At 61.7% G+C, this 12,914-nt stretch carries 11 protein-coding genes and 1 pseudogene; 5 read left to right on the top strand and 7 right to left on the bottom strand.

The window, feature by feature from the left end; all coding sequences use genetic code 11:
• Positions 1-7: 7 nt before the first annotated feature.
• From IVA95_RS15215 to IVA95_RS15185, 7 genes are all read right to left on the bottom strand, one after another.
• On the bottom strand, positions 8-1,288 hold the full coding sequence (locus IVA95_RS15215) for a lipoprotein-releasing ABC transporter permease subunit (RefSeq protein WP_247511197.1): 1,281 nt from the start codon (positions 1,286-1,288) through the stop codon (positions 8-10).
• A 69-nt stretch (positions 1,289-1,357) separates the two neighbouring features.
• Positions 1,358-2,677, bottom strand: coding sequence for a proline--tRNA ligase (proS, locus tag IVA95_RS15210; protein WP_213250354.1), 1,320 nt, complete (start codon positions 2,675-2,677; stop codon positions 1,358-1,360).
• 296 nt (positions 2,678-2,973) lie between these two features.
• Complete coding sequence (locus IVA95_RS15205) at positions 2,974-3,498, bottom strand: copper chaperone PCu(A)C (protein WP_247511196.1); 525 nt, start codon at positions 3,496-3,498, stop codon at positions 2,974-2,976.
• Between the two features lie 111 nt (positions 3,499-3,609).
• Positions 3,610-4,113 carry a TlpA disulfide reductase family protein gene (locus IVA95_RS15200; protein ID WP_247511195.1) on the bottom strand — a complete coding sequence of 168 codons (504 nt, stop codon included), beginning with the start codon at positions 4,111-4,113 and terminating at the stop codon, positions 3,610-3,612.
• Positions 4,110-5,324 carry a sialidase family protein gene (locus IVA95_RS15195; RefSeq protein ID WP_247511194.1) on the bottom strand — a complete coding sequence of 405 codons (1,215 nt, stop codon included), beginning with the start codon at positions 5,322-5,324 and terminating at the stop codon, positions 4,110-4,112. The genes IVA95_RS15200 and IVA95_RS15195 overlap by 4 nt, the downstream gene beginning before the upstream one ends.
• A gap of 29 nt (positions 5,325-5,353) precedes the next feature.
• Positions 5,354-7,732: a TonB-dependent receptor gene (locus IVA95_RS15190; protein WP_247511193.1), complete on the bottom strand. Its 2,379-nt coding sequence runs from the start codon at positions 7,730-7,732 to the stop codon at positions 5,354-5,356.
• Positions 7,733-7,825: 93 nt separating this feature from the next.
• Positions 7,826-8,197: a DUF2946 domain-containing protein gene (locus tag IVA95_RS15185; protein ID WP_247511192.1), complete on the bottom strand. Its 372-nt coding sequence runs from the start codon at positions 8,195-8,197 to the stop codon at positions 7,826-7,828.
• 459 nt (positions 8,198-8,656) lie between these two features.
• On the opposite strand from IVA95_RS15185, the pseudogene IVA95_RS15180 reads away from it, so the two are divergent.
• From IVA95_RS15180 to IVA95_RS15160, 5 genes and pseudogenes are all read left to right on the top strand, one after another.
• Positions 8,657-8,908: pseudogene (locus IVA95_RS15180) on the top strand (globin); the annotation flags it as partial.
• Between the two features lie 68 nt (positions 8,909-8,976).
• Positions 8,977-9,168, top strand: a complete 192-nt coding sequence (locus tag IVA95_RS15175) for a hypothetical protein (RefSeq protein WP_213250371.1) — start codon at positions 8,977-8,979, stop codon at positions 9,166-9,168.
• Between the two features lie 152 nt (positions 9,169-9,320).
• Positions 9,321-10,340, top strand: a complete 1,020-nt coding sequence (locus IVA95_RS15170; RefSeq protein WP_213250374.1) for a sugar ABC transporter substrate-binding protein — start codon at positions 9,321-9,323, stop codon at positions 10,338-10,340.
• 6 nt (positions 10,341-10,346) lie between these two features.
• Positions 10,347-11,849: a sugar ABC transporter ATP-binding protein gene (locus tag IVA95_RS15165; RefSeq protein WP_247511191.1), complete on the top strand. Its 1,503-nt coding sequence runs from the start codon at positions 10,347-10,349 to the stop codon at positions 11,847-11,849.
• A 10-nt stretch (positions 11,850-11,859) separates the two neighbouring features.
• Entirely contained in the window at positions 11,860-12,897 is a 1,038-nt protein-coding gene (locus IVA95_RS15160) for an ABC transporter permease (protein ID WP_213250379.1), read from the top strand.
• The last annotated feature ends 17 nt before the right edge of the window (positions 12,898-12,914 follow it).

The raw sequence follows: 12,914 nt of genomic DNA, 5'->3' as shown, positions 1-12,914 counted from the left end.
CTCGTCCTCACTCGTACCGGAGCGCGTCGACGGGATCGAGGCGCGCGGCGCGCCAGGACGGATAGAGCGTTGCCAGGAACGACAGCGTCAGCGCCATGATCACCACCGCAGTGGTCTCGCCGAAATCGATCTCGGCCGGCAGCCGCGAGAGGAAATAGAGTTCCGGCGAGAACAATTCGGTGTTGGTCATCCAGGACAGGAACTGCCGGATCGATTCGATATTCAGGCAGATCAGCATGCCGACGAAAAATCCGGTCAGCGTGCCGACCACACCGATCGCAGCGCCCGTGATCAGGAAGATCCGCATGATCGAGCCCTGCGAGGCGCCCATGGTGCGCAGGATGGCGATGTCCTGGCCCTTGTCCTTGACCAGCATGATCAGGCCGGAGACGATGTTGAGCGCGGCAACCAGCACGATCATGGTCAGGATCAAAAACATCACGTTGCGCTCGACCTGAAGCGCGTTGAAGAAGGTCGAGTTCCGTTGCCGCCAGTCGACCAGGAACACGGGCCGCCCGGCCGCCTCCGTCACGCTCTTGCGGAATGCATCGATTCGATCGGGGTTGGTAGTGAATATCTCGATCGCGGTGACGTCGTCCTTGCGGTTGAAATAGGCCTGCGACTCCGGCAGCGGCATGAACACGAAGCTGGCGTCATATTCCGACATGCCGATCTCGAACACGGCCGCCACCTTGTAGGGTTTGATGCGCGGCGTCGTACCCATCGGCGTCACCGCGCCCTTGGGCGCAACCAACGTGATGGTGTCGCCGGCATGCAGCGACAATTGATCGGCGAGCCGGCGTCCGATGATGACGCCCTGCCCCTCGTCAAAACCTTCCAGCGTGCCCTGCCTGATGTTCTTGGCGATCGAGGTGAGGTTATTCAGGTCCGCAGAGCGCATACCACGCACCAAAACGCCGGCGGCGTTGAAAGCGGAAGACGCCAGCGCCTGACCGTCCACAACAGGCGCGGCAAGGCGGATGCCCTCGACCTGGCTGATGCGCTCGGCGACATCCTTCCAGTCGGTCAGCGGCGATTCCAAGGGCTGCACCAAGATGTGGCCGTTCAGCCCGAGTATCTTGTCCAGCAGTTCCTTGCGGAAGCCGTTCATCACGGCCATCACGATGATCAGCGTGGCGACACCGAGCATAATGCCGAGGAACGAAAAGCCGGCGATGACGGAAATGAATCCTTCCTTGCGACGCGCCCGCAGGTAACGCCCCGACAGCAGCCATTCGAAGGGCGCAAAAGGCGGAGTTCGGGCTGTCTCGTTCATGGTCTCATCCATTACTCGATAATCCCATGATTCGGGCCAAATGTGGCCGTATTGGCCAACATATCAGCCGCGGTGGATATCTTATCCCGCGATCTTCGCCACTACTTCCGCCGGACTGAGATTCTCGCGCGAGCCGTCGCTGCGCCGCTTGATCTCGAGCTTGCCCTCGGCGAGGCCCTTCGGCCCGACCAGTATCTGCCAGGGGATGCCGATCAGGTCGGCGGCCGCGAATTTCGCGCCGGCCCGCTGGTCGGTATCGTCATAAAGCACATCGACGCCCTTGGCCTGAAGCTCGCGATAAAGCTTCTCGCAGGCGCCATCGACAGCAGCGTCTCCCTGCTTCAGGTTCAAGATCACGGCCGTGAACGGCGCCACCGCCTCCGGCCATTTGATGCCGGCATCGTCGTGGCAGGCCTCGATGATAGCGCCGACCAGCCGCGAGACCCCGACGCCGTAGGAGCCGCCATGGATCGGCACGTCGACGCCATCAGGGCCGGCGACCAGTGCCTTCATCGCATCGGAATATTTGGTACCGAAATAGAAGATCTGGCCGACCTCGATGCCGCGGGTGTTGACGCGCTTGTCGGCCGGCACTTCGCGCTCGTAACGAGCGGCATCGTGGACGTCCTCGGTTGCGGCATAGACCGACGTCCATTGCTTGATGATGTCAGTCAGATCGCCGTCGTAATCGACATCGTCCGGCGGGATCGGCAGGTTCAGCACGTCGCTGTTGCAGAACACGCCGGACTCGCCGGTTTCCGCGAGCACGATGAATTCATGGCTGAGATCGCCGCCGATCGGGCCGGTCTCGGCGCGCATCGGGATCGCCTTCAATCCCATACGCGCAAAGGTGCGCAGGTAAGCAACGAACATCCGGTTATATGAACGGCGCGCCGCCGCCTCATCGATGTCGAAGGAGTAGGCATCCTTCATCAGGAACTCGCGGCCCCGCATCACGCCGAAGCGCGGGCGCTGCTCGTCGCGGAACTTCCACTGGATGTGATAGAGATTAAGCGGCAGGCTCCGGTAGGATTTGATGTAGGCGCGAAAAATCTCGGTGATCATTTCCTCATTGGTCGGCCCATACAGCAACTCGCGCTTGTGGCGGTCGCTGATGCGCAGCATTTCCGGACCATAGGCGTCGTAGCGGCCGCTTTCGCGCCAGAGGTCGGCGAGCTGCAGCGTCGGCATCAACAGTTCCAGGGCGCCGGCGCGGTCCTGCTCCTCGCGGACGATCTGCTCGATCTTCTTCAAAACCCGGAAGCCCAGCGGCAGCCAGGCGTAAATGCCGGCCGCCTCCTGCCGCATCATGCCGGCGCGTAGCATCAGCCGATGCGAGACGATCTCCGCCTCTTTCGGATTCTCCTTCAGGATGGGTAGAAAAAACCGCGACAACCGCATGGGACAACTCGAGGAATCAGTGGGCTACCGGAAGAGGTGCAGTGAAACCGGATCGGCTGCGAAAACACAAGGCCGGAAGCCGCGAAAAAGCCGCTGAAAACGCCGATTTGTCGGTCGTTTTGACGGTGAATTGTTGGTTTCCCAATCCGTAGGATGGGTGGAGCGAAAGCGATACCCATCATGCCCGCGACACGGATTCATGCGATGATGGGTTTCGCGGAGTTTATCATCGGGCCGGCCAAAGGCCGGACCCGTTGGCTCTACCCATCCTACAAATTCCCCCCGCAAGCCGCTCCCTATTTCTTCATGCCGGAATGATCATGCTTCATGCCCATATGGCCTGAGTGATCCGCGCCTGCCGGCCCTTGCGCACCGACGCCCTGGACGTCGAGCGACAACGTTACTTTTCCAGCCTTCTCGAATTCAAGCGTGACCGGCACCTTGTCGCCCTGCTTGAAGGGCTGCTTGAGATCCATCAGCATCAGATGATAACCGCCCGGCGCGAGCTTGACGGTCTTGCCCGGCTCGATCGGCAGGCCCTTGTCGAGCGGCCGCATCGTCATGACGCCGTTTTTCATGGCCATCTCGTGAATCTCGACCTTGCCGATGTTGTCGCCCGAACCGCCAACGAGCTTGTCCGGCGCACCGCCCTTGTTCTCGACGGTGAGATAGCCGCCGGCGATTTTTGCGCCGCTCGGCGTAGCGCGGCTCCAGGCTTGCTTGATGACGAGGTCTCCGGCCTTAACCTCTTGCGCGTGCGCGGGCGTGCCCAGGAGAGCAAACAGGATGGCGAAGGCGAAGAATGGCAAGACAGGTTTCATCGGATGTCTTTCGATTATGAAGTATGGCCGGCACACGACGGACGGCCGAGGGCCACCGTTGCATTAACGTGAGAATGCAACGTTCATGTTCACAATAGCGGGATTGCGTCCTTATTTGTTCGCCGCCTTTTGCTGAGCCAACCATTTTTCGAGGTCCGCTATTTCGGCCGAACCTTCGATTGTGGTCACGGTTCCATCTCGTCCGATCAGGAGCGTGCGCGGGATATCACCCTGCCAAGCCGGGTCAATCTCGAATCGAAGGCGTTCGACGAAGCCGTCGCTGAAAATCCAGTTCTCCGCTGTACCGAGTCCGGCCTTCTCCAGCATTGCACGCGTTGCGTTGTCCAGATTTGGGACCAGGTCGGCGCTGATCATCACAACATCGATCTCGGAATGATCCTTCATGAATTGTCCGAGCAGCGGCAGTTCGACCTTGCAAGGACCGCAGGTAACGCCCCAGAAATGCACCAGCGTCGGTCGCCCGGCATGCGAACGTAGCACGTCCTGCCAGCTTCCCCGCACGAACGGCTTGAGCGTGAGCTCGGACGGCGTCTCGGCTCCGGGCGCGGCGCTCAGACACACGACGAATAATGCGGCGAGCAGGAGGCGTTTCATGTTCCATCTCCGATCGGCAGAAGGCGATATCCGTCGGCCTTGGTCATCCAGGACAGGTAGGTCTTCTGCCCGTCGCTGACCAGCAGCGGGTGGTCGGACGTATCCGTCGTCGTGGCAATCGCGACCGGCGTTGACCAGCTCTTGCCCTCATCATGCGAGGTCATCGCGTTCACCGCAGTCTTTTCGCCGTCGAACTCCTTCCAGACCATGGTGGTGCCGTGCGGCCCGGCAAGAACGTAAGGCCGCGTCGGATTGCGGTCGGCGCGGCCGAGCGGAAGCGGATCGGAGAACGTGCGACCCTCGTCTTGCGAGCGGGCATAGAACAGCCCCTTGCGGGCCTTGCCGTTGGTGTACCACGTCACGTGGTAAGTGCCTGCGGACGAGATGGAAAGACTCGGACCATGATGCGGGCACGCGGCGATCTGCCAGTCGTCATTGCTGACGCGGCGAACTTCACCCGGCATCGCCCGATCGGCGAACGTCATGATCGCGTGATCCCGCACACCGCCTTCGAAGATGTTCCTGAACACCACCACGGGACGGCCCGGGCCTGCGAACGCCAGGCCGAGCCGGCAGCATTCGCAGGTGTTGTCGGCTGCCAGCCGCGTCTCGGAATAGGTCGCGCCGCCGTCCCTCGACGACGCGAAGAACAGCCCTGCCCCTTCATATTTCCTGCCCTCCTTACTCGCGGGCACCCGGTTGCGCTTGTCGATCCACGCCGCAAACACCGAACCATCCGCATCGAGGCCGAGCGCGACAAAGCGCTGGCTCTCGTTGCTCGACGTGATCGGCCGCAACTCGGCAAAGCTTTGGCCGCCGTCGGCCGATCTCGTGGTGAGCACCTGGCCGTTGAACGCCTTGTCCCTGAAGAGCGAAAACGCCAGTGCAATGCCGCCGTTCTTCTCGACGACGATCTGGGGTCGGGCATCCGGGCCCCAATCGAGCTTGAGCTTCTCCTTGGTCACCTGCACCGGCGCGGCAAAGCTCCGGCCGCCATCCTTCGAACTTGCCACCGATATCTGGCCCCCCGCCATCCAGGCGAGCCACAGCGTTCCATCCGGCGCGAAGGCCGGCGTGACCTTCGACGCGCAGCGCAAGGCGACCTCCTCGCACGCCGCTTCCGAGGCATGCTGATGATGGCTCATTTGCGCATTCGCGGCGCTTTGGCAAAGCGAGAAAGCGAGCGTCGCGAGCAGGCTCATTCGCAGCATGGCTTTACTCCTCTTGTGTTGTTGTCCGATCATTTGAACGCCAGCTTCATTCCGGCAATGAACGCGCGCGGCGAGCCGGCGTAGATCGTACCGCTCGTGCTGAGACCTTGAATGCCGCCGGCCGTGACCGAATTGCCGAGATTGTTGGCGGAGGCAATGTAGGTCCGGTCGAACACGTTCCTGACTTCGACATACATGCTCAAGGACCTGAAGTAATCGGACACGAGGTCCGTCGTGTAGTGCACGTTGAGATTGACCAGCTCATAGCCTGGCGCCTTCTGCAAATTGGCGTTGTCCATCCAGAACGAGTCTTTCCACTGCACCTCGACAAACGCTCCGAGGCCGGCAAGCGGTCCCCACATCTGCTCATAGCCGAGCCGCGCGGTTAGTTCGTGCGGCGAGATGCCGGGAATCTTGTTGCCGGCACGGTTGAAGCTGAAAACCGTCCCGCCTGCGCCTTGGCTTCTGATGTCTTCCGTATATTCGGTGTAGTACTGATCGAGATAGGTATAGGCCGCAGTGAATCGCCAGCCGGGATAGAACTTCCAGTCAGCGGCTAGCTCCACCCCGCGATGCTCGGATCGCGGTGCGTTGAACATGTAACTGATGCCGGCTGTGCGTGTCGCCTGGCTCACCAGTTCGTTGCGGAAGAACTCATAGAAGCCGGTCGCACTGAACTTGAGCGCGCTGTTTGGCGTCCAGTCGAAGCCGAGATCGTAACCAAGGTTCTTTTGCGTCTGGAGCTGTGTGTTATTGCCGGGGCTACCGTCCGAAAGGACGAACAAGTTGTTGACCTGCGGCGTGCCGTATCCAGCAGCGGCACGCGCACGGAACAGCCACTCGGGATTCAGCTTGTAGACTAACGCCAGCTCGGGCGCTGTGTTCTGGAATTGCCGGTCGGCGGTCGTGGGGATGATCGTCGGGTTCGGAACCGGCGAAGTTCCGTAATTATAGGCGGTATTGATCCCCTTCAGATGCGTGGTTTCCCAGCCGATGCCGGCAATGGCGGTCAGTTGCGGGGTCAGCTTCAATTCTTCGCGCGCGCGAACGCCGTAGTTCGTGGTCTCGCTCCAGGTATTGCTCTGCAGCCTGCCAAGCGTCGCGTTACCGCCTGGCATCACGAATCTCGAGTCGCTCGACGCGGTCAGCGTGTTGTAAAAGGCACCGAAATAGGTGGTGGACTCCAAGCCGAGAATTTCACCGCGCTTGGTGATATCGCTCATGTAATTGTACGACGGAAAATCGCCGATCGCGCTGGTGGCGCCGGTCGGCTGATTGATGTTGCGGTCGTCGAACACGAACTGGTTGCGCCAGGTCGTCGTGTTGTCGAAATCATGCTCCCATCGCCCGCCGATGATCGTTCGCCTGTCGTCACGGCCAAGGCCTGCCTGAGTAGCGGTGTGGGGTGTCGTTAAGCCATTAAAGCCATTGTTGAACAATGGCACCGTTGCACATCCCCGTGCGGCGGTTCCGGCCGTCGCGCAGCCTTGCTGGAACGGATTTTGGTAGAACTGGTCGAGCGTGTAACGAAGCGGCAGTCTTGTATCGAGATTATTGTTGATGAACTTGACCGTGAAGCGATCGTCAGGCGTCGCGCGCAAGGTGCCGAGAAAATTCACCGTCTGGGTATTGAACCAGCTATTGCCGATAAATCCGTCGCCGCGCGCGTCGCTGGCAAACAACGAGTACTCGAAATTGCCGACCTGCTTGCCCGCGGCGAGATAATTGTTGAGATAACCGAAGCTGCCGCCATCGGCGCCGTATTCGATACCGTCGATGGTGCGGCCCGGGCGGGTGCGGAAATTGAGCGCGCCGCCGGTTGCGTAATTGCCATAGAGCGCCGACGATGGCCCGCGGATCACGTCGATCGCGCCATAGGCCTTGGGGTCGATCAGGTCGCTGCGGGAAAGCCCGTCCGGCTGCGTGACCGGAAAGCCGTCGTCAAAGATCACGAGATTGCGGATACCGAAGCCGTTGCGGGCATTGGAGCCGCGGATGGAAATGCCGACATCGCGCGGCCCGTTGCCCTGCTTCACGGAGATACCGGGGCTCTCGCGCAGCACGTCGGCTACGGAGAATGACGGCCGGTTGTCGAACTGGGTGCGATCGATGGTGGTTTCGGTCTGGCCATTGGGTGCCTGATAAAGCAGCGCACGCGCCACGCTCGGGGTAATACCCGCGGTTAGCGAAGCGGCCGGCGCAGGGTTCGCCGAAGGCGGCCTCGCCTGCGTCCTGGTGGCCGAACGGACCGCCGGCTTTCGGGCCGCAGGTCTGGCGCTCGCGGCGCGCGGCGCATCGACGGTGACCGCCGGCAATGCCGTTTGGGCGGTCGCATTCGACGGGTCAAGGGATAGCGCGCTGCCAAGCACAAGCAGGCTCGCGCCACCCAAGGCGTGATAACGATACATAAGATATTCCTGACGCCAGCTCTTCGGCCGGCTTGAATGACTGCACCAACCGGCACGGCTGTCGCCGCACCGATCATTGGGTGTTCCAGCTCGTCAGGAAATGGAGGGAGGCGCGCGCGCCTGCGCTTGGCTGCCGGCTCTAGAATTCGTCAGCCGGAAAGCAAAATCGAACCAGGCCACCCGCTCGGCAACCCGATCGACGTCGACCGCCGCAGTCTTCGGCCCATCGACCGGCGCACCGGTGTGCAGCATGCCGCAAACCGAACAGCATCCGTCATGCGCGCGGTGGTTGGCCTGATCGCTCTGCCCTGCACCGGGCGCACCGTTGCCGTGGCAGATCACGGCGCCAGCGAGCGGATCGGAGCTTGCGATGCTCGCCGCCCAGCATGCGCCGATCGGTGCAAAAACCTGCACCACCAGAGCAATCAGGACGATTGGCAGGAAATTCTTCAGCCGTCGGCGCATCGCAACCTATCCGCCTCAGACCTAATCACCCTTGGTGTCCGAAGTCGAGAACAGGTTCCTGGAACTATGTTGCAGCTTCAAGGAATAAACCTGGCGAAAAGCGACGCGTTTTGCAGCATTTGGAGGGCGCCCTACCGTGATACCAAGCCTCGGGTGAATTGGGGCTAAATCCACAACCTTCAGTCGTAAATTGCCAATCATTTCCCAGAGTGCTGGAATTTTGAACAAACGTTGCCGAAAATGGTGACAAGACGAAAAAGATGGTCTACCAATTCAAGCTCAGGCTTGCCGAGAGGCAAAGCTTGGTGGTCCAAGTCTCGGGAGGAGCCCTGACGCGCACAAGCAGCGTCGCCTTGACAATCAAGATCAAATCTCAATTTTCGGGGAAATTAAGGGTCGACACAATTTTTGAGCAGGGCTTGGTGCCCTGCTCTTTTTTTCGAGACGATCGCAACGACAATGACGGCATCGTCAAATCCGATCGAGCGAAGTTTTGAACTGGCCGCCGAGCGCTGCGAAGATCTGACCCCGCTGGTCTATCGCCGCCTGTTCGAGGCGCATCCCGAAGCGCGGACGATGTTTCGGACCGAGGGCAGCGAACTCGTCAAGGGCTCGATGCTGGCCCTGACGATTGAGGCGATGCTGGATTTCGCCGGCGAACGCAGCGGCCATTTCCGCCTGATCGGATCGGAAGTTTCCTCGCACGATGCCCGCGCGCGATCAGCAAAAGTGGAAGCCGGTTTTGCGTCCGATCGCGCGCTATTCTCTTGAATCGGCGCATGATCTTGTCGCCAAACCGCGCACACTTTGGCGGATCATGCGCTGGCACGCCGCGTGAATTGTTCGTCGCGTTCTTCGGCATCATCGCGCAGACGCTACGCGAAATCGCCGGGCCGGACTGGTCGGACGAAATCGATGCGGCGTGGCAAGAACTGCTCGGCGAGATCGAGGGCCTCGTTGCAGCGCAGTGAAGTGACGAGACCAAAGTCTCCCGGCGCTCATTGATACCGACGATCAAGTCATCCGGTGGCGGAAACGCGCCGAGTGTGAAAGACTGCCTCGATCCGCGGTGCGTGCAATCGACGCCGACGGCGATAACAAACGACAAGCGAGGGAGCAAACGATGTCCGGAACTGACAAAACGGCAACGACCAGGCGCGACCTTCTTCAGGCCGCAGGCGCGGCTGGCGCAGCCACCGCCCTGCTCGGGGGACTGGGTATTAATCCAGCGCTGGCGGCGGCCGCACGTTCAGAGAAACCGCTGAAGGCTGCGTTCTCCAATGCAGGCCTGCAGGCGACCTGGTGCGCCCAGGGCAAGCAGGCCGCGGAATGGTGGGGCAAGCTGTTCAACGTCGAGGTCACCTGGTTCGACGGCCAGCTCGATGCGGTCAAGCAACGCGCGGCGATCGACAACATGGCGTCGCAAAAATGGGACTTCGTCGCCATCCAGGCGTTCGGCATCGGCACGCTGACCCAGCCCGTGCAGAAGATGATCGATGCCGGCATTCCCGTGATCGACATGGACACGCTGATCGCCCCGCTCGATCAGATCAAGGTTCATTCGTTCCTGGCGCCCGATAATGAATTCATGGGCGCTTCGGTGACCCAGGCGCTGTGCAACGCCATGGGCGGCAAGGGCAAGATCATTATGACGCAAGGCGCCCTTGGCCACACCGGCGCGCAGGGCCGCGCCAAGGGTTTCAACACAGTGGTGAAGCAATTCCCGAATATCGAGGTGCTGGACACGCAACCGGCCGATTGGGACGTCTCGAAGACGGCGCGGCTGTGGGAGACCTATCTGACAAAGCACCCGCAGATCGACGCGGCCTTCTTCCACAATGACGACATGGCGCTGGCCGCCTACAACATCATGAAGGCGCGTAACCGCACCAATATCCTGATCGGCGGCGTCGACGCCATGCCGCCGGCGATCCAGGCGGTGAGTGAAGGCCGCATGTTCGCGACCGTCCGCAACCCCTCCTGCCGCATCCACGGCGGCGCCATCATTGCCGGCGTCGCCGCGGTGACCGCGGGCGAGAAGAGCGGACAGGGTATTCCAAAGCACGTCATCACCGACGGTCCGGTGGTGACAAAGGCCAATGCCGCCGGCATGCAATGGATGCAGGACCATTTCCTGATCTGAACCAGCATGCCCGCGGGACTTAAGCCCATCCTCGAACTGCAAGAGATCACGAAGGCCTTCGGCGGCGTCGAAGCCCTTCGTGGTGTCGACTTCGCGCTTTCTCCCGGCGAGATCCACGGTCTCGTCGGCGAGAACGGTGCAGGCAAAAGCACGTTGATGAAAATCATCGCCGGCGTGCATGCGGACTTCTCCGGCCGCTTCATCCTGGACGGCCACGAAACCCGCTTTCGGTCGGTGCGCGATGCTCATGCGGCGGGCATCGCCATGGTGCATCAGGAGCTCAGCGTGGCGCCTGATCTGTCGGTGGCAGAGAACGTGTTTCTGGGCAACCAGCCGACCAACCGTTTTGGCTTCGTGCAGTGGCGGCGGATGGCGCGCGAAGCCGGCGAGCAACTCAAACGCTTCGGCATCGACGTCGATCCGATGTCGCGGCTCGGCGATCTCCCGATCGGCCTGCAGCAACTGATCGAGATCGCCCGCGTACTGTTTTCGGGTGCCCGCATCATCATCCTCGACGAGCCGACCTCGGCGCTGTCGCCGCCCGAAGTGGAGCGGCTGTTCGCGACCCTGAAGCGGTTGCGCGAGGAAGGCACCAGCATCGTCTTCATCTCGCATTTCATCGAGGACATCCTGCGCGTCTCCGATGTCGTGACGGTGTTCCGCAACGGCAGGAAGGTCGCGGAGACCAAGGCCGTCGACACCAGCAAGCCCGCGCTGATCGAGGCGATGATAGGCAAGGGCCGCGAGGCGCTGGAGGAGACCTATACCCACGACATCATGCTGCCGCCGCCCGCCGAGAGGCCGGTGGTGCTGAACGCGAGCGGGCTGTCGCTCGCCCGCAGCCTGCGCGACGTTTCGTTCGAGGTCCGCGCCGGCGAAGTGCTCGGCATCTACGGGTTTATGGGATGCGGGCAGCTCGAACTGGCACGGATCCTGTTCGGCAAGCTCCGGCCCGACCAGGGCACGCTGGCGATCGCCGGCGAACAAAGAGCCTTCCGCAGCACGGCCGGCGCGCGCCGCGCCGGCATCGCCTTCGTGCCCGAGAGCCGGCGCGACATGCTGTTCCACCAGGAGCCGGTCTACAAGAACATCTCGATCAGCGTCCTCGGTCGCATTTCATCGCTGCTGCTGAAGCCCTCGCGCGAACGCGAGATCGCCACGCGGCAGGTCGACCAGTTGCGAATCCGGCCCGCAGCCGTCGAACTCGATCTCGGCATGCTCTCGGGCGGCAATCAGCAGAAGGTGGCGCTGGCGAAATGGCTGAGCTATCCGCCGCGGCTGCTCGTGCTGTGCGAGCCGACCCGCGGCATGGATGTCGGCGCCAAGGATGACGTCATCCACATCGTCAGGGATTTGCGCGCCAAGGGGCTCGCCGTCATCGTGCTCTCCACCGAGCCGGAGACGGTGCTGTCGCTCGCCGATCGCATCATCGTGCTCAAGCGCGGCGCGGTGGTGCGTGAGTTTGCCAATGAACGGATCAGCAAGGACCGCCTGCTCGAAGCGGCATGAGGAGACCGACATGACTTCAGGTGAAAGCGTGACAGTCCCCGCTTCGGATCGCAAACGCTCGCACCGGCTCGCCGTGATGCTGCGCTCTCAAATGCGCAACATCGCGCCGTTCCTGACGCTGATCTGCCTGTTCGGCTTCTTTGCCGCCGCCAGCCCCTCGTTTGCGACGCTGGACAATCTCGGCAACATCCTGACCCAGATTTCGGTCACCGGCATCATCGCCGTCGGCCTCACCTTCGTGATCCTCTGCGCCGAAATCGATCTCTCGATCGCCGCCATCGCCAACGTCACCGGCATTGCGGTCGCCTATTTCACGCTGCAGGAATCCTACGTCAACATTGCCAACGTCCCGATGCCCGGATGGGCCGCGATCCTCTTGGCGCTGGCGCTTTGCGCCCTGCTCGGTCTCGTCAACGCGTTCGGGCTGACGGTCATCGGCATCCCCTCCTTCATCATGACCTTGGCCATGATGCAGATCGCGGCCGGCATCTCGGCGCTGTTGGTGCGCGGCCAGATCGCCTACAAAGTGCCCCCGCTGGTCACAACGCTCGGATCGACGTCGATCGGCGGCATCCCCTGGATCGTGATCGTGGCAGCCTTGATGCTGCTCGGCGGCCATCTGGTACTGACCTACACGCGCTTTGGCCGCTACGTCTACATGGTCGGCGGCAACCGCGAGGCCGCTGAATATTCCGGGCTCAACGTCAAGCTCATCCTCGGCAGCGTCATGGTGATATCAGCCGTCTGCGCCGGCATCGGCGGTATGCTCGGCGTCGCCCATTTCGGCAGCGCGCAGCAGAACGAGTTCGACACGTATTTGCTGGATTCGATCGCCGCCGTCGTGGTCGGCGGCACCAGCCTCTTTGGCGGCCGCGGCGGCATCGGCAACACCATCGTCGGCCTGTTCGTGCTCGGCGTCCTCAACAACGGACTCGATCACGTCAACATCGACAGCTTCCTGAAGATTTTGATCCGAGGTCTCATTCTGCTGGCCGCGCTCATCATCAACGTGTATGCGCAGCGGTTGCGGGAGCGGACCGCCGAATAAGACCGGGGCAACTCGGC

Origin of the sequence: Bradyrhizobium sp. 157 (assembly GCF_023073815.1) — a bacterium.
In the GTDB taxonomy this organism is placed as follows: Bacteria; Pseudomonadota; Alphaproteobacteria; order Rhizobiales; family Xanthobacteraceae; genus Bradyrhizobium.
This window is presented reverse-complemented; position numbering and strand designations above follow the sequence as displayed.